We start from the raw sequence: 21,362 nt of genomic DNA on the forward strand, positions 1-21,362 counted from the left end.
CCGTCTCCTTACAGCGCGATGCTGTATTGCTTGGCATCACGCGGGTTCTTGACCAGGTCGCAGACCGCGGCGGTGTCCGAAGGAGCCTGCTGGGCGAAGCTTTGCACCACCTCCAGGCGGCGATCGCGCACCTCGGCGATGTGCACATCCAGAATGCAATGGTGGGTGGCCGGGTCGATGCTGACCTTGCCGCTGGGCAGGTCCAGGCTGATGCCTTTCTCCAGCGCCTCGATGACCGCCATGCGCTCGATCGAACCGGCCTGGCGAACGCCCTCGGCCCACAGCATCATGCCCTGATACGCGCCCATCGCCAGTTCGGTGATGTACGGATAGTCGGCGCCGAAGCGGGTGTGGAAGCGTTCGACGAACGCGGTGTTGAGTGGGGTCTGCAGTTCCTGTACGTAGTTCTGGCAGATCAGGATGCCGTTGCACTCTTCGGGCGAGAGCACGATGTGCTCGTTGCCCCCGGCAAAGGTGGTCGAAGCGATCGGCAGCTTGCCGGTCATGCCGGCAGCCTTCCACTGGCGATAGAAGGACATGTGAGCGCCGCCGACCAGAGCCGACCAGACGAAGTCCGGCTTGGCTTCCTGGATCTTGGAAATGGTGGCGCCGAAGTTGGTCACGTCCAGCGGGAAGAACTCGATTCCCACGCTCGACCCACCAGCCTGCTCGACGTACTTCTTCACCCAGGCGGTGACGATCTGCCCGTAGTTGTAGTCCGCCGCGACGATGTAGACCTTCTTGCCCCATTTCTGGGTCACGTGGGACACCAGCTTCTCCACGGTCTGGCCTGGGGTCACGCCGGTGCCGAAGAAGTTGCGATCGCACACGCCGCCTTCGTACTGGTTGTCGTAGAAGTACAGCGTCTTGTAGCGGTCCAGCACCGGACGCACCACTTCACGGGAGGCGGAGGTGATGCCCGCATGCACCACCGCCACCCGATCCTTGAGCGCCGCCTGCTGGGCGTACTGGGCGTACAGCTGCATGTTGGACTGGGTGTCGTACTTGATCAGGCTCAGCGGCCGGCCGAGCAGGCCGCCCTGGGCGTTCAGCTCTTCGGTGGCGAACGTCAAAGCATCCACGATCGGCTTGCCATAGATGTCCAGGCCGCCCGAGCTGTCGTACAGCGAGGCGATCCTGATCGCGTCGTCGGCGGCGAAGGCCGACAGGCTCTTGAAGCTCAACGCCGACAATGCGGCAGCGGAAATGGCGGACGAACGCAGGAAGGTACGACGATTGATAGCCATGCTCAGTGCTCCTGAAACCAGCCCCGTCATGCCATCGCCAGCCGGATCGCGGACAGCCGAACGGGCCGCCGTGCAAACCGGAAAAGGGGAGGAGTGGGGCTGGATGAAATGCAGGCGAGGGAAGGTGGGGCCTGATTTCACGTGACCGACGACGCTGTCGGCTGAATGGGTGTCGAGCGTTTCGCTTGTGAACCGCGGCCGCATCGTTGGGGCCGGGTCACCCAGGGCGCGGGGGCGCTGGGGGAAACTGGTGTCACGTGGGGAGTGACCCGATACGCAGAGCAAGTATCAGGCCATTGCAGGTAAACCATTGTTCAGGCTTGAAATTTACTTTGGCAAGCTGCAAGTGCAATAACCAGCCGTGCACTCAGTTGGGAACCCTGCACTCAAAACGTGCAGGGCAGCCTACCCAAGTAACACGAACGTGTTGGGCCGATCAGCTCAAGCGCAATACGCTCTCGACAGGCTCACCGCTCTGCAGACGCTGCAAAAGGGCAGGTTCCGCAGCATCGCTGGCCAAAGCAATGTCGATGACCGCCGTCAATGCCGAAGCAGTGGTGATCAGCAGGCCATTGTCATCCCCCAGTACCCAGTCGCCTGGGCTGACGCTGACGCCTCCACACTGCACGGTCACGTTCTGCGCACTGGTGGGATCGCTTCGCAACTTGGTGGTCAAAAGGCTGGTACCGCGGGCGAAGACAGGCAGGCCGGCGGTGCGCAGCTCATTGATATCGGTGACCACGCCGTCGACGATGAGACCCCGAGCACCTTTTGCCATGGCGGCGCAGCAGGTGACACTGCCGACGCAGGCGTGGTGGTGGTCGCCTTGCATATCGATGATCAGTACCTCACCGGGTTGCAGGTCGACCAGGGCCTGATTCACTGCCAGGGCATCGGCGTTCGCGACCTTGAGGGTGCGCGCTCGGCCGACCACTTTGACGCCGCTCAGCTGCGAGGCGATGGCGTAGCTGACAAAGCCTTCTTCGAGAAAATGCCCCAAGGTCGCAAAGCTCACCTGCTGCAGTTTTGCTTCGAGTTGCTGTTCATCACTCATGCCGTTGCCTCTTTGTCGATCAGTTCGGCGACGCAGTCGATTTCCAGCGCCACTCCCCACAGCGACACGCACACGGTGGTGCGCGCTGGTGGCGCATGGCCCAGCACCTGGGTGTAGACACGGTTGAAGGGTTCCAGCTGCGCCGGATCGGTCAAGTACCCGTTCACCTTGACTACATGTTCGAAGTCCGAACCTGCGGCGATCAATATCGCTTCGAGGTTGCGCAAGGTCTGGCGAACCTGATCCTCGAAGTCGGCAGGTTGTAAATCGAAATCTTCACGAGCGGGAATCTGCCCGGCGGTGAACACCAGATTGCCGCTGATCACCGCTTGCGAGTACGGGCCGACCGGACCGATCGTGCCTGGGGCGGCAGTTATGCGCTTCATGTCATACCTCGTTCGAGCACGGGTTGGAAAAGAATTGCCTGGCCACCTGCACGGGGCCAGACATTGGCTTAGTTGGACTTGGGTCCAGCGGTGGTCAGGTTGCGTTTGAAGGTTTCGGTCAACAGCAGCAAGGCGATCAGCGACAGCAACGCGGACCCGATCAGGTACCAGGCCACCGACGAGCCCTTGCCGGTCCAGTTCAGCAGCGCCGTAGTGACCATGGGCGTTGCCGCACTGCCCAGCAAGCCAGACAGCATGTAGGCCACCGACAGCCCGGAATAACGCACCTTGGTGCCGAACAGTTCGGCCAGGAACGTGGCGATGGGGCCATAGTTGGCGGCGAACGCCGTCATCAGCAGCATGTAGCCGAGGAACACCAGCGGCAGCTCGCGCGTGTCCATCAACCAGAACATCGGGAATGCCACCAAGGCTTCGGCAACGATGCCGCCGATGATCACCGGTTTGCGGCCCCAGCGGTCGGACAGCGCGCCGAAAGCCGGCAGCAGGAAGATGCACAGGGCGCAGGAGGCGAGTATCACGCTGAGCATCACAGGTCGGGTGAAGCCCAGGGTCTGGGTGCCGTAGGTGAGGCCGAACGCGACGATGATGTTGAACGACGAACCGGTGGACATCGTGGCGATACCGCCCAGCAGCACCTGTTTCCAGTACTTGCGGCAGATTTCCGCCAGCGGCACCTTGACCTCTTGGTCGCGCTCCTTGGCCTGGTTGAAGGCAGGCGTTTCGGTGATGTTCAGTCGGATGTACAGGCCCACGGCGATCAGCAGCACACTGCCCAGGAAGGGAATCCGCCAGCCCCAGGCCAGGAGGTCTTCGGTAGACAGTGAACTGGCGATTGCCAGAAATGCCAGGTTGGCGATCATGGTGCCGGCCGGTACACCGATCTGGACCCACGAACCGTACAGGCCGCGTTGATGCGCCGGGGCATGCTCGACCGCCATCAACACCGCACCGCCCCATTCGCCGCCCAGCGCCAGGCCTTGGATGATGCGCAACGTCAACAACAGTATTGGCGCCCATATGCCGATGGTGGCGTAATCGGGCAGCAGACCGATGGCGAAGGTCGCAGCGCCCATGACCAGCAGCGAGATCAGCAGCATCGATTTACGCCCCAGTCGGTCGCCGAAATGGCCGAACAGCGCTGCCCCGACGATACGTGCGCCGTATGCCGAGGCAAAGGTGCCGAAGGCCAGCAATGTGCCGACCAGTGCGTCGAACGCGGGAAAGAAGATCTTGTTGAACACCAGCGCCGATGCGGTCGCGAAGACGAACAGGTCGTACCATTCGACGGTGGTGCCGATGACGCTGGCAACAGCGACCTTTCTCATGTTGACCGGGGCTTGCGGTGTAGCCAGGTAGTCGGGTGCGCACGCAGAACTGTTCATGCCTGTCTCCAAAATGAGCCGTTGCACAACGGAATGTGTTTAGGGCGGCAGATAGCGAGTGATGCGGCGCCCGCGTCCGGGCGCTTTATGGGTGAAGCTTGTTATAGAAACGGAGGCTCGACGGACTCTCGTCGCACGGCCGCCATCGAGGCGGCACCTGCAGTGTTCTCAGCGTTGTGTACGTTCGGTCACGGCATTGAGCAGCACATCGCAGCCCTTGCGCGCATCCTGCGGGTCTATGGCTTCGGCTTCGTTGTGGCTCAGCCCGCCCATGCAGGGAATGAACACCATGGTGGTGGGGCAATGTCGCGCGAGCAGGATGGCGTCGTGGCCTGCGCCGCTGACGATGTCTTGATGGGGGTAGTCCAACGCATGCACCGCACGCCGCACGGTCTCGACACAGTCGCCGTCGAAAGGGGTAGCGGGGCTGAGCCAGTGGCGCTCGATGCTCAGCGCCAGGCCGCGCGCATCGGCGACCTGCTGGAAGCGTTCGTGGACCTGCCGTTCCATGAGGTCAATCTGCTCATCCTGGTGATGGCGCAGGTCGACGGTGAACGTCACGCTGCCTGCGATCGTGTTGCGCGATGACTTGGCGATGTTCACTTGGCCGATCGTCACCAAACCCTGTGGATTGAACTGCGCAACCAGCGCTTCGAGTTGCCCGGCCATTTCGGCAACACCGAACAAGGCGTCCTTGCGCAATGCCATGGGTGTCGTGCCGGCATGGGCACTCTGGCCCTGCACCTGCACATCGAGCCAGCAGATGGCTTGCCCGCCCGTGACCACACCGACCGGCAGCCCGTTGTCTTCCAGAATCGGGCCTTGCTCGATATGAGCTTCGAAGTAGGCATCGAAAGGGCGCTGGAACGGCGCATCGCCGCCATAACCGATGCTCTCAAGTGCTTGGCGCACGCTGACACCCTCGCTGTCGCAGGCGTTCAGCGCGGCGTCCAGCGCCAGGCTGCCGGTGAACACGGCAGAGCCGAACATGGCGGGCGTGAAGCGTGCGCCTTCTTCGTTGGTCCATACGGCGATCTCGATCGGGCGCTTGTTGCGGACCCCCGCATCGGCAAGGCTGCGCACTACTTCCAGGCCACAGAGCACACCATAGATACCGTCGAACCGCCCACCCTTGGGCTGAGTGTCGAGATGACTGCCCATGACGACCGGCGGTAGCTGGTCATTCAAGCCGGGAAGCCGGGCGAACAGGTTGCCGATGGCATCGAAGGTGATGCTCATGCCGGCTTCGCGGCACCAGCCGATGAACAACTCGCGGCCCGCCCGGTCTTCCTCCGACAGGGCCAGCCGACAGTTGCCGCCCTTGTCCGTGGCGCCTACCTTGGCCATGTCCATCAGGCTCTGCCATAGCCGTTCGCCGTTGCATTTCAATACGTTCATGGAATCTCTCTTTTGGCTCTGTTCATCCGGGCCGGTTTCTACAGACCGGTTTCAACAGGTGGGTCACACCAGGTAGGTGCTCAGTAGCCCAGCGATGGGTCGACCTGATGGTTCAGGACTTCACCGGCGAGCAGCCGGCGGGTGTTTTCGGCGACCTGACGCACGATGCAGGGATGGGAGGCGGCCGATGCCATGTGCGGCGTGACCACCACCCCAGGCATCTGCCACAGGGAATGATCGCTGGGCAATGGTTCTTGCTCGAACACATCCAACACCGCCCCGCGCAGTTGACCGGTGGCCAGCGCTGTTTGCAGATCGTCGATCACCAGGTGCTGGCCGCGTCCGCCGTTGACCACTGCAGCACCGCGCGCCAGGCGCGCGAAAGTGTCCCGATCGAGAATGCCGTGGGTGGCATCGGTCAACGGCAGCAGATTGACCAGCAGATCCAGGCCTTGAAGAAAGTCGTCGAATTGCTCGGGTCCGTGATGACAGGCGATTCCGGCCAACTGCCGTTCACTGCGTGCCCAGCCACGCACGGCATAGCCTGCGCCGGCCAGGTCTGCGGCAATCGCAGCGCCCAGTGAGCCCAGACCCATGACGCCGACCTTGAACTGCCCAGCCGTGCGTTGAGGGTGACGGAGCCACTGACCTTGCCTTTGCTGGTGAATGGCCCGATCGAAGTCGCGGTGATAGTGCAGCACTGTCCAGCGCACGTACTCGATCATGCCACGGCGGTGATCGGGGTCGACGACTCGGCACACTGGCAGGTCCGCAGCGCTGGGGTCGGTGCGCAGGTGATCGACACCGGCGGCCACCGAATGCACCAGGCCCAAGTCGGGCAAGCGCCCCAGACTGCCGGCCGGTGGGTACCAGCAAGCGGCGACGATCGCCTGCTCTGCGGCAGGATCATCGGCAAGCACCGCCCGCAACTCGGGCGCGTGCTCGGCAAACGCCTGCTGCAACTGCACCAGCAAGCTGGGGTCCTTGCTCAGCAGCACGACAGTGGTCATGAGCAGTAGACCTCGCGCTGGTCTTCGATCAGGGTCAGGGCCGCCAGCCAGCCGAGGTGGGTAATCTCGTCGGCTTCGTCGCGAGCGAACTGTGCGGCTGTGAGCCGGCATACCTCTTCGCTGGGATACACCAGCTTGCTGTTACCAGAGAGGGCTTGAATCTGCGCCTGACAGGCGCGTTCCAGAAAGTGGATCTCCTGGAACGCGTGACCAACGCTGATGCCGGCGGCCAGCAGACCGTGATTGCGCAGGATCATCGCCTTGTGCGGGCCCAGGTCTGCCACCAGACGCTCACGTTCGGTCAGTGACAGCGCGATGCCTTCGTAGGTGTGATAGGCCAGGTTGCCGTAGTAGCGCAGTGCGTGCTGGCTGATCGGCAACAGCCCATGCTCCTGCGCGGCAACGGCCATGCCGGCGGCGGTATGGGTGTGGATCACACAGTTCAGATCGGGACGGGCCATGTGGATGGCCGAGTGGATCACGAAGCCGGCCGCGTTGACCCGGCTGATCGACGGATCCGCGTTGATGACAGTGCCGTGTTGATCGATACGCACCAGATCACTGGCTTTCATGTGTTCGAAGATCACACCGTAGCGGTTGATCAGAAAGTGGTGCTCCGGACCTGGGATGCGCAGGGTGATGTGGGTATCGATCAGGTCGGTCATGCGAAAGTGCGCGACCAGCCGATACAGGGCCGCCAATTCGCAACGTGCCTGCCACTCTACAGGGTCGATGTCGTCGAGCTTTTGCATGTGAGTTCCTTGTCAGGTCCCGGATTGTGGCGCTGGCTGGTTTTATCCCTTAACCTGAATGTTTAATCAATTTGCTAATACTTAATCTGATTATTAGCCAGGTTACTGATGGTGAGCGATGAACAATGTGAATCCCGAGGACAGTCCCAAGCACTGGCATGCTCGGCGTTTATTGAGCGATCGGCTCGACTGGAATCTGCTGCGAGCCTTTCTGGTCATCGGCCAGGAAAAAAGCATCAGCCGCGCGGCCGCCCGGTTGTTTCTCACCCAATCTGCGGTGAGCCAGTCGCTCAAACGCCTGGAAGAACAACTGGAGTGTCCATTGATCCTGCGGCGTGGGCCACGCTTCGATCTGTCACCGGCCGGCGAAGAAGTGCTGCGGATCGCCGAAGAGATCTACGGCAACGTTGCGCGCTTGTCAGCGACGCTCAAGAGCCCCGAGGACGATGTGGTCGGCAAGGTTCGTATCCTGACCATCAGCAAGGTGCAGTCGGCGTTGTACGATGATTTTCTGGTGCAGTTCCATCGTGACCATCCCAGAGTGGAACTGGAGGTCGAAGTGATGGGCAGTTCCGACATTCAGAGCGCGCTGAGCCAGCGCACGGCCACCGTGGGGTTGGGCTTGTGCCGGTTTCCGCAAGCCAAGCTGGAGCGTCGACGACTGCTGCGCCAGCGCTATGCGTTTTTCTGCGGCAAGCGCCATCGCCTGTTCGGTCAGCGCAAGCTGCCCCTCGAAGCGCTGCAGAGCGAGAATTTCGTCAGTTTCACCAGCGATCAGGTGGGCGGCAATCTCTCGCCGCTGACCATGTTCCGCGACCAGCAGGGGGTTACCGGCAAGATCGTCGCCTCGTCCTCCAGCTTCGAGGAGATCCGCCGGCTGATCATCGCCGGCTACGGCGTGGGCTGCCTGCCCGAACATCTGGTGGACATCGACCTGCACAACGGATTGATCTGGCGGCTGCCGCCCGCCGAAGGCGTGGTCGATGTCGACGTGTTCCTGATGTGGAACCGCGACCAGCGCATGAGTCGCGCCGAAACCGTATTCCTGCAAGCCTTCGAGCAGGCGATCGAAGGCTTGCAGGTGGACTCGGCCTGAGGATCAGGCCGGCTCGGCCATGCAGCGCACCAGGCCATCGGTGAACACCGTTTCCGCCCGTGTCCTGCGCTGGTCGCGGTTCCACAGCAGGTGGATATCGACATCGGCCACGCCTTCATAGGGCGGCAGTTGCCACAGCAGGCCATTGCCGACATCCTCGGCCACCACATGCTCGGGCAGGCAACCCAGGCCCATGCCGGCGATGACCAGACGACGAATTTCTTCGAGGCTTGGCGATGAGGCGACGATTCTGCCGCTGAACCCCTGTTGGTCGCGGAAGATCGTCAGTGGCGAGAGCATGCCGCCAATCTGGTCGCTGGTGAAACTGACGAAGTTCTCCGCCTGCAACTGCTCCAGCGTCAGCCCGGCCTGGCCGTACAACGGGTGGTGTTGGCCGCAATAGAACATGTAGCGCTGACGCTGAAAAAGGCGTTGTTCGAGCCGTGGCTGCACTCGGCGGTTGAGACTGACACCCAAGCTGGCGGTCTTTTCCAACAGCGCGCTGACGATGTCGGAACTGCGCATCACGTCGATCTCGAAATCGACCCTGGGATGCTGACGATGGAACGTGGCCAGGTACTGGTCGAAGCGGGTGTTGACGATGCGGCTGACCATCAGTATCCGCACCTTGCCCACTACATCATCGCCCGGCTGCTCCAGGGTCTGACTCATCTGCGAAACCTGGCCATACATCTCGCCGGCGGTGGCGAAGATCTTGTGACCGGCTTCGGTCAAGTCAAAGCGCGGTCCCCGGCGAGCGATGAGCTGATAGCCCAACTGCTCTTCGAGGCGCTTCAATGCCTGGCTGACCGCCGGTTGAGTCAAGTGCAGGCGTGCGGCAGCGCGGCTGATACTCAGCTCCTGGCCGATCACCCTGAAGGTACGCAGCAGGTTCCAGTCCAGACGATCGTTGAGCAGGGGGAGTTCGCGGCGACCTTCTTCCATCGTTCGTCCAATTATCACTCAGATTTATAATATGCATAATAAATAGAACATTGACTAATCATAGCCCTGCGCCGAAAAATCATTTCCAGCAAGCGCCGTCAGAGCGCAGCGACCGTCGTTTATCTCCTGCCAAAACAACAACCTCTACGGGAGTCTCAATTCCATGAACCGTCCTGCTCAAGCGCAGCCAAAACGGGCCGCCGCCGCTGCGTTCATCGGCACCATGATCGAGTGGTACGACTTTTACATCTACGCCACGGCCGCCGCGCTTGTGTTCGGCCAGTTGTTCTTTCCTTCCACGGATGCCTTGTTCAGCACCATGGCGGCCTTCGGGACCTTTGCGGTGGGCTTCTTTGCGCGACCGCTGGGGGGCATCATCTTCGGCCATGTCGGTGACCGGATCGGGCGCAAGAAGTCGCTGGTCATTACCCTGTTGATGATGGGCGTGGTCACCGTCTGCATCGGCCTGCTACCGACCTACGCACAGATCGGCGTTGCGGCGCCGGTACTGTTGATCCTGCTACGGATCGTCCAGGGTATCGCCGTGGGCGGCGAGTGGGGCGGAGCAGTGCTGATGGCCGGCGAGCATGCTCCCAAGGGGCGACGGAATTTCTTCGCCTCGTTCGCCCAGCTGGGCAGCCCGGCGGGCCTGATCCTGTCATTGCTGGCATTCAGCGCGGTGACCCGGCTACCCGAAGCCGACCTGATGAGCTGGGGGTGGCGGCTGCCGTTCCTGGCCAGTTCACTGCTGTTGATCGTAGGCTTGATGATTCGTCTGGGCGTCAACGAGTCGCCCGAGTTTCTCGACGACAAGGCCAAGGCCGAACACGCTCGCAGTGTGCCAGGCCACACCGAGCAGGCACCGGTGGTGGAGGTCTTGAAAACAGCATGGCGACCGCTGTTGTTGTGCATCGGCGCCAACACCTTGGGCATTGCCGGGGTGTACTTCACCAACACCTTCATGATCGCCTACACAACCCAGCAGTTGAGCTTGCCGCGTTCGCTCATTCTGGAGTGCCTGTTCGTGGTTTCGGTCATCCAGTTCTGTATTCAGCCCGCGGCGGCGTGGATCGCCGAAAAAATCGGTGCCACACGGTTTCTGGCGCTGGTGGCGACCCTGGCGATGGCCTCGCCGTACCCGATGTTCGTATTGGTGAGCAGTGGCGAGCCCGGCAAGATCATCCTGGGGATTGCCCTGGCGGTGATCTGCATGGCGTCGTTCTACGCCGTGATTGCCGGTTTCGTCAGCGGCATGTTCGCCACCCGCGTGCGCTACACCGCCATTTCCCTGGCCTATCAAGTGTGCGGCGCGGTTGCGGGCGGCCTTACTCCCTTGATCGGTACCTGGCTGGCTCATACCTATGCCGGTCAGTGGTGGCCGATGGCAGTGTTCTACACCTTGATCGCAGGCACCTCGCTGGTATGCGTCCTGGCGCTGGCGCGCCGTCACGCCGCCGCTCACGACCTTGAAATGGCCGGTGTCACGCAACCGCGCTGAGCCCATCAATTTTTCGGAGAACCCGTCATGCGCAGTTTCTTTCACCCAGAACAATTGCTTCATCACCCGCGCAGCTATTACTCCCGAGGTCAGATGCGCACGCCGCAGGAAATCCCCGAGCGTGCCTTGAACCTGGTGAAGGCCGCCGAGTCGCTGGGCTTTGCCATCGAGCAGCCTAGCGATTTCGGTCTGCAACCTTTGCTGGCCGTGCACAGTTCCGCGTACCTGGCATTCCTGCAGGAGGCACACCAGCGTTGGAAAGAGGTGCCTGAGGACTGGGGCGATGAAGTCATGTCGAACATCTTCGTTCGCGAGCCCAATGCCCTGCGCGGCATCCTCGCGCAAGCGGGGCGCTATCTGGCTGATGGCAGTTGCCCGGTTGGCGAGCATACCTGGCGCGCAGCCTACTGGTCGGCGCAGTGTGCCGTGGCTGCTGCTCAGGCCGTACTCGACGGAGAACCCGCCGCTTATGCGCTGTGCCGCCCACCTGGGCACCATGCGCGGGCCGAGGCCGCCGGTGGCTTCTGCTACGTGAACAGCGCCGCCGTGGCAGCCCAGGCGCTGCTTGCCCGTTATGCCAAGGTCGCCGTGTTGGACAGTGACATGCACCATGGGCAGGGCATTCAGGAAATCTTCTACGAGCGCGATGACGTGCTCTACGTATCGATCCATGGCGACCCGACCAACTTCTACCCCGGTGTTGCGGGTTTCGACGATGAGCGCGGCGCCGGGCCGGGCGAGGGATTCAACTTGAATCTGCCAATGCCCCATGGCTCGACCGAGTCGGTGTTCATGGACAAGCTGGAGCAGGCACTCGACGCGGTGACCAGGTTTGGTGCCGACGTGCTGGTGCTGTCGTTGGGCTTCGACATCTATGAACTGGATCCGCAAAGCAAGGTGGCAGTGACCACCGCAGGCTTCGCTCGATTGGGCGAGCGGGTGCGCAGCCTCGGTCTGCCGTGCGTGATCGTTCAGGAGGGTGGCTACCACCTGGAATCCCTTGAGGACAATGCACGCGCCTTTTTTGTCGGGCCTCAGGTCTGGCAGCTCGATGGTGGCGGCGACTGAGCCGTTTATCCGCTGAAGATTGCTGCACCCCATGCAGATATATACTGCAAATCCACCGTCTTGTAGAACCCCGAGCGAGTTTCCATACTCACTCGCACTACTGACCGACTGGAGAACGACATGGCCGCAGTGATCCGTTTCAATCAACCGGGCGAACCTTCCGTGCTGTGGGAGGACACTGAGGCCGAGCAGGCGCCGGGGGAGGGGCAGGTGTGGCTGCAGCAGGCGGCCATTGGCGTGAATTATCTCGACGTCACCCAGCGCAACGGTGCGGTCAAGGTGCCGCTGCCGTCCGGCCTCGGCCTGGAAGGTGCCGGCACCGTGGTGTCGGTGGGGGCTGGGGTCACCAACGTGCAGCCGGGCGACCGCGTGGCCTATGCCACAGGCCCGCTGGGCGGCTATGCGGCGCAGCGGCTCTATCCTGCGGAACGTCTGGTGAAGCTGCCCGCTGGCGTCAGCTTCGAGCAGGCGGCGGCGGTGCTGTTCAAAGGCATCACCGCGCAATACCTGCTCAAATCCACCTACCCCGTGGGCCCCGGAACGACGATGCTGCTGTACGGCGTCGCCGGTGGCCTGGGGCAGATCATGGGCCAGTGGGCCAAGCACCTGGGCGCGTACGTCATCGGTGTGGTGTCCAAGCCCGAAAGTATCGAGCGGGCCAGGGCCGTGGGCTGCGACGAGGTGCTGGTGTTCGATGCGGCCACGCTGGCTGCGGATGTGGCGAAGCTGACCCAGGGGCGCAAGGTGGACGTGGTCTACGACCCGATCGGACGGATCTCCTTCGAGGCGTCCCTGGACAGCCTGCGACCGCGGGGCCTGATGGTGTCGTTCGGCGCGTCCTCGGGCGCTCCGGCGGCGGTCGAGCTGTCCACCCTCAATGGCAAGGGCTCGCTGTTCCTGACCCGGCCGTCGATCGTGGCTCATACGGCCTCCGCCGCCGAGTATCAGGAGCGCGCCGCCGACGTGCTGGCAGCGGTCGAGGCGGGGATCATCACGCCGCGGATCTGGAAGACCTATCCGCTGGCCGAAGCAGCGCGTGCCCATGAGGCACTCGAGTCGGGGCAGTCGGGCGGGGCGATCGTTCTGACGCCATGACCCCGGACCTGCTCGACAGTCAGCACAGCGACGAGATCGCCGCCTTCCTGGCCGTCGCCAGCCAGGGCTCGTTCGTCGCCGCCGGGCGCTTGCTGCAGCGTCATCCCACGGTGATTTCCAAACGCCTGGCCGCCATGGAAAAGCGGCTGGGCGTGCGACTCATGGAGCGCTCGACCCGCCAGGTGCGCATCACCGACGTCGGCGCGAAGCTGGAGCAGCGCCTGCGCTCGGCGCTGTCCCAGATCGCCGAAGCCGAGCAGCAGGCCACCTCGGGCGTCGCGCAGGTGCGCGGCGTCCTGCGCCTAGCGCTGCCGGCGGCCATGGGGCGCCTGTGGGTGGCGCCGTTGTTGCCCGAATTTCTAAGCGCGCACCCTGGTGTTTCGATCATTGCCGACTACAGCGAGCATGTCGTCGACATCATCGAGCAGGGCTATGACCTGGCCCTGCGCATCGGCGAGCTGGACGACAGCCGGCTGATCGCCAACAAGCTCTGCGACCATCGCCGCATACTCTGCGCGGCTCCCGCCTACATCGAACGGTTCGGCATGCCGCTCAGCCCCAGCGACCTCGTCCGGCACAACTGCCTGCGCTTCAGTGGGCTGGCGTCGTTTCCGGAGTGGCGGCTGCACCATGCACAGCGGCAGGAGAGCGTGACGACCCAGGGCACCCTGACCTCCAACGACAGCGAAACCCTGCTCAGCGCCGCATTGGCGGGCGTGGGTATTCTCGGCGCCGGCGAGTGGCTGATGAGCCGTGAGCTGGCGTCGGGCGAACTGGTTCAGGTACTGCCCGACTGGCGACTGGATTCAGTGGGCGGGGTCTACCTGATACGGCCGTCCTCGAAATTTCCGGCGGCCACTGTTCTGGCGTTCAAGGCATGGATCGAATCCAGGTTTGCCAGTGGGCCGCTCTGGGCGTTGTGAACGGTCCCTGGTGGATCGTTTGGCACGCAAAGCGGAACCACGTCACAGTAGTGTCACTGTGATATTAAAGTCTCTGACAATTCGACCGATACCCCCATTACAAGCGAACACATGAGGGCCAAAAGCCATCATCAAATTTGCTTGTCCGCAACAAGTGATGGCACAATGTCATCATCGGTCATTGCGTCCTTTTATCCAGGGCTTTATGGCCTTGGTTGGTTCGACATGCCCCGTGCAGCTCTTGAGCTTCACGATCATGCCGACCGACACCCGATCATGCTGTCAGTCACGATCCGACAGGATCGCCAGGGAACAATGGCGGCCTGGATCACCGCGTAGCGCCCTATGAACGCGCCGGTATCCAGGGTCTTTACAAACACTCGCGCAAGCGAACCTATTCTCATCCAGAGGGGTGAGAACCACGCAAGCAAGGTTGCTTTTATAATCCCAGAAATGGGATTGCTACATTGGAACACAATGAATCGATCTATCTGCCTGACGCTCGGTCTGCTCCTTTCCGGCTGTAATGGCATCCCGACTCCCTTTGTAAGCGATGCTGCCTACAAAGACGCTTTCATGGTCACCTCCAGTCTTCCCGCCCCTCTTCTGTATCAAGCCTCGGCCGTGCAATGGAACGAGGACTATGCAGTTTCCGCCAAACACACGCCTTATCTGAGTGATGTCGCGTACCGCGGTCGCGGCGACGTGGTCTTCATCAAGCGCAAAGCCACTTCGGCGCCGCACTGGCGTCAGGCATCGGTGGGCGAAAGCGTCACCGCTGTGGGTTTCAGCCCTTTGCTGATGCCCGTCAAAGGCAGCGGTCAGGTGAAGGAAGGCAAGCTGCTGCTCCAGAACCTCAATGATGGCGTGCTCTATTCCATCCACGATGGTCCCAGCGCCGTAGGCATGTCCGGCGGGCCGGTGTATGGCAAAGACGGCTCCGTGGTCGGGATGACGGTGGCATTCGTGCCCACGCACTACACCCAAAACCTGACGAACAGCGACCTGGCCGATGCCAAGCGTGTGAGCGTGTTCATGGGTTACAAGGAAATCGAGAAGGAATGGCGGCGCTTTCAGGGTGACGTCAAGGTACCGGCCCCGGTTGCAGGCTACGTGATACGTTGAGTGGGTCGCGCGAGGGCAGGGGAGTTGTCGAGGCGGGGGACGTGGCGGGAAAAGCACGGCTCGGGCGGCCTTGGCAGCCGCCCAAGCCCTTCACTCATTTCTGAGCGCGAGCTGCGTCACGCAGGGCCTTGATCTTGTCATGGTTGCGCATTACGCCTTCATACTGCTTCTGGATCAAAGCGTGTGCCTCAGGGGTCACATCCTTGTTTTCCAGGGCCTTGGTGTAGCTCTTCTTGGCAACGTCTTCGCCACGCTCGGCTTCGTTGAGCAGGGCAACATCGTCTTTACCGGTGATGGCCGACTTCAGGTCGACCCAACGACGGTGCAGATCGCCAGCGACGCTGGTGGTGGTTTCAGCTTCGCCGCCCAGTTGACGGACGTAGGCTTGCAGCTCGGCAGCGCCGGAAGCGGTGTCGGCAGCAGCGGTAGTGAAGACGCCCTTGAGTTCGGCGTTATTGGTGTTCTCGGCGAGATCCTTGAAACCAGCCTCACCATCTTTCGATGTCTCGATGAGGTCGTTGAGTACCTTGATCGTTTCTTTATGAGTGTCGGTCATTTCAAAATCTCCGTGATGGACGGTCTGGCTCAGACCCAAGAGGCAGCCATGGCGTATGCATGGTACGTACGCTGTGATTAGGGCGCCCGGTTGTACCGAAGGTTCCGATTTTTTTGAAAATGAGCTTTCAGCGTTCGCACACAGGTCCTCTGCCAGACGCCTCGACACCTGCCAACGCCCAGCAAACTCAGGCGCTCGGTCCGGTTGTGTTGGCCAACTCCCTGACCAGTCGGTCCAACTGATCGAGTTCGAAGGGTTTGCGCAGCACCACTGCGCCGGCGATGGCATCCAGCGCAAGGGTGTCGGCATAGCCACTGATGAAGATGATCGGTAACTGCGGAACGAATTGGCGGGCCTTGCGCGCCAGCTCGGCGCCGTTCATTTCCGGCATCAGAAAATCGATGACGGCTACCGCGAAGCGCGTGTTTCCCAGCAGCGCCAATGCCTTGCTGCCGCGGTCGACGTCGATCACTTGGTAGCCGCGGGCGCGCAGGTCATCGACCAGCACCGTGCGTACCGCATCATCATCGTCGACGACCAGCACCGGCTGGGCGAAGGGTATCGCCGGCGCGGTCGTCATGGGCTGCACCACGCCGCGCGAGGGCACCTGCGGTCGCTCGGCCGCAGGCAGCACCAGCTCGAAAGTCGAGCCCTGGCCCGGTTCACTGGTGATCCTCAGATCCCCGCCGCATTGACGGCACAGGCCATACACCTGAGCCAGGCCCAGGCCGGTACCGCGGCCCGATTCCTTGGTGGTGAAAAAGGGTTCACAGGCCTTGGCCAGCACCTCGGGCGACATGCCCGTGCCGCTGTCGCTGACGTGAATCGATACCGTGGGCGGCGTGCTCGACGGCTCGGTGGGCGAGCACTTGACGGTGAACCAGCCGCCATCGGGCATGGCATCTCGGGCGTTCAGCGCCAGGTTGAGGATGGCCATCTCCAGTTGCAATGGGTCGGTGCTGACGAACAGATGACGGTTCGGCGTCTGCATGTCGATGTTGATGTCAGGGCCCAGTGCGTTACCCACCAGTTCGAAGGCAGCGTTGACGCTATCGGCGAGATTGACCGCCGATACGTTCAGGCGTTGCGTGCGTGAGAAGGCCAGCAATTGCCCGGTCAGGCGAATGCCCTTCTCGGTGGACAGGGTGGCCCTGGTCACATACTTCAGCGCCTTGGGATCGCTTACGAGGTGACGATGGAGCAGTTCGAGGTTGCCTGAAACGCCCATCAGCAGGTTGTTGAAATCATGAGCGATGCCGCCCGTCAATTGGCCTACCGCATCCAGACGCTGAGCGCGGTTCATTGCCTGTTCGGCGACGATGCGTTGCGCCGATTCCTGTTCCAGCTCGGCCCGCTTCTCGTCCAGTTCCAGCTCCAGACGCTGCCTGATGGTGGTCTCCAGTCGCCGTTGCTTGTGCCGTTGCAGGTCCAGCCGCGCGGTCACCCGGCCATCCTTGATGATCAGAATCACCAGCGGCATGAACACCGTTGCCACTACCAGGGCCAGTGCGGCAGGCGCACCGATGGCACGGGCGTTGACGGCCGACAGCAGCAGCCAGCCGATGACTGGCAGGATGGCGGTCAGCAGCAGCTGTCGGCGGGTCGCGGCGCCGGCGCGATTGCTCAGCGTGACCACGTTCAACCAGCCCTGGTCGGCCTGGAACAGCATCATCGACACCGCCAGGCACACCAGCGCCAAGGCGGTGTGCACCGCCATGGCATTGAACAGCAGCACCGAGTACAGGTCCTTCACGCCGTAGGCATAACCCAGCAGGCCAATGCCGGCCACGGCGAAGGCGAGCAGGGCGAGGACATCGCAGACTTTGTGTCGACCGGCGAGTTGCGCCATGCGCGCCACGCTCAGCAGGGCCAGGCAGCTCGCCGTGGCCGGGGAAACGCTGCCGTGGACGAGCGGCGAAGGGGCAAACAACCACGCGTTCACCGGGCCGCTGAAAACGTCATGACCAATGAGCAAGTGCGCGCCCAGCAAGGCGAAGGCGATGCACGCGGCGACTCCGGCGAGCAGCCAACTGGGGCGCGCACGCCGTCCCAGCAGGCAGGAAAGCGCCAGCGCGGCGAGGGCCATGGCCGTCAGTGGCGACATCCCCGTGAGGGCTGGCGCCAAGTGATCGAGCAGGGGTCGACCCAGCCCGTATTCGCACAGCGCTGCGGCACCGGTGAGCAGCGCCACCCAGGCCAATAGCTTGGCCACCCACCTGACCGAAGTCGCGGCATGCAGACGGCTCAATCCCCAATCGGAAGTGCGGGTTCCGATGTCCAGGTCGTCGTCAGGTGCGTGCATCGGTAACGGGCCTCCGTGGTGGCATGGGCGATCGAGGGGCGGGTGAGTGTGCGGCGAAGGCTGGGTCTGTCATTTGTAGAGCCAATACCGCCAAGTCTCAAGCCTTGGGCTGCTTTATTCGGATCGGCAAACTACCGCCACGCCGCTGCCGGTGGGGAATCGTTGCCGACTGGCAAACCCCTGCGCAGCTCAGCAATCTGGCCTCGCCCGACCGTTCATCAGCAGAGATCACCATGACACACATTCAACAGGTACACGATGTCGTTGCGCGAACGTTATGGGGTGAAGCCCGTGGCGAAGGCATCCGCGGACAAATCGCGGTGGCCTGGGTCATCCGCAACCGCGTTCAGGACGCCCAGCCACGGTCATGGTGGGGCGAGGGCTACATCGGTGTGTGTCGCAAGCCCTGGCAGTTCAGCTGCTGGAACCTTCGCGATCCCAATTACCCCTATGTCAGCGGCGCTCGTCCCATTCCCCCGGCGCAGCTGGCGCAAGCCCTGACAGTAGCCGAACAGGTGGTGGCCGGCCAGGTGGCAGACCCCACCGGCGGCGCCACCCATTACCACGCCACGCACCTCTGCCCACCGCCAGCCTGGACAAAGGACGCTACCCGCACCGTGGTGCTGGGTGGTCATGCCTTCTTCAAGAACGTGGCCTGAGCCTACCTGCAGTCTCGACAAAACCTGGTCAGTATTACCGCCCGTGCAACAGTGTTTCACCGCGCTGCGCTATGGCGATTTGTCGCAGCTGCAGGATTTTTTTGATATCGTTGCGTAACTAACTAATTAGTTAATGCTGTGGCGGCACCCGTTTCCCTGCCGGGAGCTTTGACGGGAGGCCGTGCAGGTCGTGGAACCGCGTCACCCATCGTGTCCTGACAAGCGTGTCGTACAGGCTTGCCTACACTGTGTTCGACCTTCCAGAAACGTTCATGCGTCAACAGGATCATGCAACATGACTAAGCCTCAACCTTCGCCAGCGGTGCGCCGTTGGCCCATCTGGGTCGCTGCCTTGGGCGTACTCGTATTCGGACTGCTCTATCTTGCTGGCGGTGGCTACCTCGCCGCGTTGGGTGGGAGCTGGTACTTCCTGCTGGCCGGTCTGGGCATGACCGTCGCCGCCATTGCCCTGTTCAAGTCGCGCCTGCTGGGCGCCTGGCTGTTTGCCGCGGTCATGGTGCTGTCGGTGATCTGGGCCCTGGTCGACGCCGGTCTGAACTTCTGGCCGCAGATCTCCCGTCTGTTCGCCCCGGCGGTGCTGAGCCTGGTGGTGGCGTTGGCCTACCCGACCTTGCGTCGGGCCAATGGCCTCAATGGCGGCCGTGCTGGTTATGTGCTCGGCGCCGTGCTGGCAGTGGCGGTGGTTGCCGGCGGCGCTGGCATGTTCGTGCCACACCCTTCGGTCGCGCCGACCGGTGAAGGCCCCGGCCTGACCCAGGTCAACCCGGCCAATGCGCAGAAAGACTGGGCCCATTACGGCAACGACGAAGGCGGCAATCGCTTCGCGGCCCTGGACCAGATCAACCGTGACAACGTCGCCAGCCTGGTACCGGCCTGGACCTACCACACCGGTGACGTCGCCATCAGCAACGGCAACGGCGCCGAAGATCAGGCCACACCGCTGCAGGTGGGTGACAAGGTGTTCGTGTGCACCCCGCACAACAACATCATCGCCCTGAATGCCGACACCGGCAAAGAGCTGTGGAAGAACGAGATCAATGCCCAGGCTGCGGTCTGGCAGCGTTGCCGTGGCCTGGCGTATTTCGATGCCAGCAGCCCGGTGGTTGAGTCCAGTGAAGGCAACACGCCGGTCAAGGCGGTGTCGGTCGCACCCGGCGCCAACTGCCAGCGTCGCCTGCTGACCAACACCATCGATGCCCGCCTGATTGCCGTGGACGCCGACACCGGCGAGTTCTGCCAGGGCTTCGGCAACAATGGCCAGGTGGACCTGAAAGCCGGTCTGGGCAAGGTTCCCGATTCCTACTATCAGTTGTCGTCCGCGCCGTTGATGGCGGGCACTACCGTGGTGGTCGGCGGCCGTGTCGCCGACAACGTGCAAGCCGACATGCCCGGTGGCGTGATCCGTGGTTTCGACGTGATCACCGGCGAGATGCGCTGGGCCTTCGACCCGGGCAACCCTGAAGACAAGCAGGCGCCGACCGGCGACAACACCTATGTACGCAGCACGCCCAACAGCTGGGCGCCGATGTCGTACGATCCGAAGATGAACACCGTGTTCCTGCCCATGGGCAGCTCGTCCACCGACATCTACGGTGTCGAGCGGACCGCGCTTGATCACCGCTACGGTGCTTCCATCCTGGCGCTGAACGCGACCACGGGTGAGGAAAAGTGGGTCTATCAGACCGTGCACAACGATCTGTGGGACTTCGACCTGCCGATGCAGCCCACCTTGATGGACTTCCCCAAGCCTGACGGCAGCAGCGTGCCGGCGGTGGTGATCGGGACCAAGGCGGGGCAGATCTATGTGCTGGACCGCGCCACCGGTCAACCGCTGACCGCTGTGCAGGACATTCCGGTCAAGGGCTCGGACATTCCCGGCGAACCCTATGCCAAGACCCAGCCGCTGTCGGTGGGCATGCCGCAGATCGGCGCGCAACACCTGAGCGAATCGGACATGTGGGGTGCCACGCCGTTCGACCAGATGCTGTGCCGCATCTCGTTCAAGAAAATGCGTTATGAAGGCCTTTACACCGCGCCGGGCACCGATGTGTCGCTCAGCTTCCCGGGCTCCTTGGGTGGTATGAACTGGGGCAGCTTGTCGACCGACCCAGTGCATGGCTTCATCTTCGTCAACGACATGCGTCTGGGCCTGTGGGTGCAGATGGTGCCCCAGCAGAAGGATGCCAAGGCTTCTTCGGGTGGCGAAGCGCTGAACACCGGCATGGGTGCGGTGCCGCTCAAGGGCACGCCGTATGCCGTGAACAAGAACCGCTTCCTGTCCATCGCAGGCATCCCGTGCCAGGCGCCGCCTTTCGGCACCTTGACCGCGATCGACATGAAGACTCAGAAAGTCGCGTGGCAAGTACCGGTCGGCACCGTGGAAGACACCGGCCCGCTGGGTGTGAAGATGCACCTGCCGCTGCCGATCGGCATGCCGACGCTGGGTGGCACGCTGTCGACCCAGGGTGGCCTGGTGTTCATTGCCGGTACACAGGACTACTACCTGCGGGCGTTCAACTCGGCCACCGGTGAAGAGGCCTGGAAAGCGCGTCTGCCGGTTGGCAGTCAGGGTGGCCCGATGACCTTCGTCTCGCCCAAGACTGGCAAGCAGTACGTGGTCATCACCGCTGGCGGCGCCCGCCAGTCGCCAGACCGCGGCGACTACGTGATCGCCTACGCCCTGCCCGACAAGAAGTAGCACCCACAGCCGCTGCTACAGGGGATCGCGGCGTCAATGTCTCACGCGGTGTGCCAAACAAACCGCATTGCACCCAGACGCGGTATGCACAATCCCTGTAGCAGCGGCGCGAGCCGCGTCGGCGGC

Annotated in this window: 18 protein-coding genes; 8 read left to right on the forward strand and 10 right to left on the reverse strand. The window is 62.6% G+C overall.

The features are described from left to right. Positions 1 to 8: 8 nt before the first annotated feature. The 7 genes from ABMD26_RS18635 to ABMD26_RS18665 form a co-directional block, all read right to left on the reverse strand. Positions 9 to 1,247, reverse strand: coding sequence for an urea ABC transporter substrate-binding protein (locus ABMD26_RS18635; protein ID WP_134723269.1), 1,239 nt, complete (start codon positions 1,245 to 1,247; stop codon positions 9 to 11). Positions 1,248 to 1,683: 436 nt separating this feature from the next. Beyond that, positions 1,684 to 2,301: an RraA family protein gene (locus ABMD26_RS18640; RefSeq protein ID WP_134723268.1), complete on the reverse strand. Its 618-nt coding sequence runs from the start codon at positions 2,299 to 2,301 to the stop codon at positions 1,684 to 1,686. Further along, positions 2,298 to 2,687, reverse strand: a complete 390-nt coding sequence (locus ABMD26_RS18645; protein WP_134723267.1) for a RidA family protein — start codon at positions 2,685 to 2,687, stop codon at positions 2,298 to 2,300. The genes ABMD26_RS18640 and ABMD26_RS18645 overlap by 4 nt, the downstream gene beginning before the upstream one ends. Before the next feature lie 68 nt (positions 2,688 to 2,755). Continuing rightward, entirely contained in the window at positions 2,756 to 4,090 is a 1,335-nt protein-coding gene (locus tag ABMD26_RS18650; RefSeq protein ID WP_134723266.1) for an MFS transporter, read from the reverse strand. Positions 4,091 to 4,258: 168 nt separating this feature from the next. Then, a complete protein-coding gene (locus ABMD26_RS18655) occupies positions 4,259 to 5,488 on the reverse strand; it encodes a Zn-dependent hydrolase (RefSeq protein ID WP_134723265.1) in 1,230 nt (409 codons plus the stop codon). A gap of 80 nt (positions 5,489 to 5,568) precedes the next feature. Then, the gene (locus tag ABMD26_RS18660; RefSeq protein WP_134723264.1) at positions 5,569 to 6,498 is read right to left on the reverse strand and encodes a 2-hydroxyacid dehydrogenase; all 930 of its coding nucleotides are present in this window, start codon (positions 6,496 to 6,498) and stop codon (positions 5,569 to 5,571) included. Continuing rightward, the gene (locus ABMD26_RS18665; RefSeq protein WP_134723263.1) at positions 6,495 to 7,250 is read right to left on the reverse strand and encodes a class II aldolase/adducin family protein; all 756 of its coding nucleotides are present in this window, start codon (positions 7,248 to 7,250) and stop codon (positions 6,495 to 6,497) included. Before ABMD26_RS18665 ends, ABMD26_RS18660 begins: the two co-directional genes overlap by 4 nt. 118 nt (positions 7,251 to 7,368) lie before the next feature. Between ABMD26_RS18665 and ABMD26_RS18670 the strand changes: the two genes are divergently transcribed. Then, complete coding sequence (locus tag ABMD26_RS18670; protein ID WP_354311186.1) at positions 7,369 to 8,346, forward strand: LysR family transcriptional regulator; 978 nt, start codon at positions 7,369 to 7,371, stop codon at positions 8,344 to 8,346. A 3-nt stretch (positions 8,347 to 8,349) separates the two neighbouring features. On the opposite strand, the gene ABMD26_RS18675 is transcribed toward ABMD26_RS18670, so the two are convergent. Further along, complete coding sequence (locus ABMD26_RS18675; RefSeq protein ID WP_134723262.1) at positions 8,350 to 9,291, reverse strand: LysR family transcriptional regulator; 942 nt, start codon at positions 9,289 to 9,291, stop codon at positions 8,350 to 8,352. A gap of 163 nt (positions 9,292 to 9,454) precedes the next feature. On the opposite strand from ABMD26_RS18675, the gene ABMD26_RS18680 reads away from it, so the two are divergent. From ABMD26_RS18680 to ABMD26_RS18700, 5 genes are all read left to right on the forward strand, one after another. After that, on the forward strand, positions 9,455 to 10,789 hold the full coding sequence (locus tag ABMD26_RS18680; protein WP_134723261.1) for an MFS transporter: 1,335 nt from the start codon (positions 9,455 to 9,457) through the stop codon (positions 10,787 to 10,789). A gap of 27 nt (positions 10,790 to 10,816) precedes the next feature. After that, on the forward strand, positions 10,817 to 11,857 hold the full coding sequence (locus tag ABMD26_RS18685; RefSeq protein ID WP_134723260.1) for a histone deacetylase family protein: 1,041 nt from the start codon (positions 10,817 to 10,819) through the stop codon (positions 11,855 to 11,857). A gap of 120 nt (positions 11,858 to 11,977) precedes the next feature. Further along, the gene (locus ABMD26_RS18690) at positions 11,978 to 12,952 is read left to right on the forward strand and encodes a quinone oxidoreductase family protein (RefSeq protein WP_134723259.1); all 975 of its coding nucleotides are present in this window, start codon (positions 11,978 to 11,980) and stop codon (positions 12,950 to 12,952) included. Then, on the forward strand, positions 12,949 to 13,875 hold the full coding sequence (locus tag ABMD26_RS18695; RefSeq protein ID WP_122743584.1) for a LysR family transcriptional regulator: 927 nt from the start codon (positions 12,949 to 12,951) through the stop codon (positions 13,873 to 13,875). Before ABMD26_RS18690 ends, ABMD26_RS18695 begins: the two co-directional genes overlap by 4 nt. Before the next feature lie 576 nt (positions 13,876 to 14,451). Continuing rightward, positions 14,452 to 15,000, forward strand: coding sequence for a S1 family serine peptidase (locus tag ABMD26_RS18700; protein WP_134723258.1), 549 nt, complete (start codon positions 14,452 to 14,454; stop codon positions 14,998 to 15,000). A 94-nt stretch (positions 15,001 to 15,094) separates the two neighbouring features. Here ABMD26_RS18700 and ABMD26_RS18705 read toward each other — a convergent pair whose 3' ends face one another. Beyond that, positions 15,095 to 15,556, reverse strand: coding sequence for a PA2169 family four-helix-bundle protein (locus ABMD26_RS18705; protein ID WP_134723257.1), 462 nt, complete (start codon positions 15,554 to 15,556; stop codon positions 15,095 to 15,097). Between the two features lie 187 nt (positions 15,557 to 15,743). Then, positions 15,744 to 17,858, reverse strand: coding sequence for an ATP-binding protein (locus tag ABMD26_RS18710; protein ID WP_354311190.1), 2,115 nt, complete (start codon positions 17,856 to 17,858; stop codon positions 15,744 to 15,746). A gap of 233 nt (positions 17,859 to 18,091) precedes the next feature. On the opposite strand from ABMD26_RS18710, the gene ABMD26_RS18715 reads away from it, so the two are divergent. Together ABMD26_RS18715 and ABMD26_RS18720 are read left to right on the forward strand one after the other, a co-directional pair. Next, positions 18,092 to 18,517 carry a cell wall hydrolase gene (locus ABMD26_RS18715; RefSeq protein WP_354311192.1) on the forward strand — a complete coding sequence of 142 codons (426 nt, stop codon included), beginning with the start codon at positions 18,092 to 18,094 and terminating at the stop codon, positions 18,515 to 18,517. Positions 18,518 to 18,812: 295 nt separating this feature from the next. Further along, positions 18,813 to 21,236, forward strand: a complete 2,424-nt coding sequence (locus tag ABMD26_RS18720) for a glucose/quinate/shikimate family membrane-bound PQQ-dependent dehydrogenase (protein ID WP_134723254.1) — start codon at positions 18,813 to 18,815, stop codon at positions 21,234 to 21,236. The last annotated feature ends 126 nt before the right edge of the window (positions 21,237 to 21,362 follow it).

Origin of the sequence: Pseudomonas sp. PvP001, from assembly GCF_040546375.1 — a bacterium.
Classification (GTDB): domain Bacteria; phylum Pseudomonadota; class Gammaproteobacteria; order Pseudomonadales; family Pseudomonadaceae; genus Aquipseudomonas; species Aquipseudomonas coleopterorum.

Bases quoted from the DNA above. Each gene is read 5' to 3' on its own strand.
- ABMD26_RS18635 (WP_134723269.1), bottom strand. From the start codon at position 1,247: ATGGCTATCAATCGTCGTACCTTCCTGCGTTCGTCCGCCATTTCCGCT.
- ABMD26_RS18640 (WP_134723268.1), bottom strand. From the start codon at position 2,301: ATGAGTGATGAACAGCAACTCGAAGCAAAACTGCAGCAGGTGAGCTTT.
- ABMD26_RS18645 (WP_134723267.1), bottom strand. From the start codon at position 2,687: ATGAAGCGCATAACTGCCGCCCCAGGCACGATCGGTCCGGTCGGCCCG.
- ABMD26_RS18650 (WP_134723266.1), bottom strand. From the start codon at position 4,090: ATGAACAGTTCTGCGTGCGCACCCGACTACCTGGCTACACCGCAAGCC.
- ABMD26_RS18655 (WP_134723265.1), bottom strand. From the start codon at position 5,488: ATGAACGTATTGAAATGCAACGGCGAACGGCTATGGCAGAGCCTGATG.
- ABMD26_RS18660 (WP_134723264.1), bottom strand. From the start codon at position 6,498: ATGACCACTGTCGTGCTGCTGAGCAAGGACCCCAGCTTGCTGGTGCAG.
- ABMD26_RS18665 (WP_134723263.1), bottom strand. From the start codon at position 7,250: ATGCAAAAGCTCGACGACATCGACCCTGTAGAGTGGCAGGCACGTTGC.
- ABMD26_RS18670 (WP_354311186.1), top strand. From the start codon at position 7,369: ATGAACAATGTGAATCCCGAGGACAGTCCCAAGCACTGGCATGCTCGG.
- ABMD26_RS18675 (WP_134723262.1), bottom strand. From the start codon at position 9,291: ATGGAAGAAGGTCGCCGCGAACTCCCCCTGCTCAACGATCGTCTGGAC.
- ABMD26_RS18680 (WP_134723261.1), top strand. From the start codon at position 9,455: ATGAACCGTCCTGCTCAAGCGCAGCCAAAACGGGCCGCCGCCGCTGCG.
- ABMD26_RS18685 (WP_134723260.1), top strand. From the start codon at position 10,817: ATGCGCAGTTTCTTTCACCCAGAACAATTGCTTCATCACCCGCGCAGC.
- ABMD26_RS18690 (WP_134723259.1), top strand. From the start codon at position 11,978: ATGGCCGCAGTGATCCGTTTCAATCAACCGGGCGAACCTTCCGTGCTG.
- ABMD26_RS18695 (WP_122743584.1), top strand. From the start codon at position 12,949: ATGACCCCGGACCTGCTCGACAGTCAGCACAGCGACGAGATCGCCGCC.
- ABMD26_RS18700 (WP_134723258.1), top strand. From the start codon at position 14,452: ATGGTCACCTCCAGTCTTCCCGCCCCTCTTCTGTATCAAGCCTCGGCC.
- ABMD26_RS18705 (WP_134723257.1), bottom strand. From the start codon at position 15,556: ATGACCGACACTCATAAAGAAACGATCAAGGTACTCAACGACCTCATC.
- ABMD26_RS18710 (WP_354311190.1), bottom strand. From the start codon at position 17,858: ATGCACGCACCTGACGACGACCTGGACATCGGAACCCGCACTTCCGAT.
- ABMD26_RS18715 (WP_354311192.1), top strand. From the start codon at position 18,092: ATGACACACATTCAACAGGTACACGATGTCGTTGCGCGAACGTTATGG.
- ABMD26_RS18720 (WP_134723254.1), top strand. From the start codon at position 18,813: ATGACTAAGCCTCAACCTTCGCCAGCGGTGCGCCGTTGGCCCATCTGG.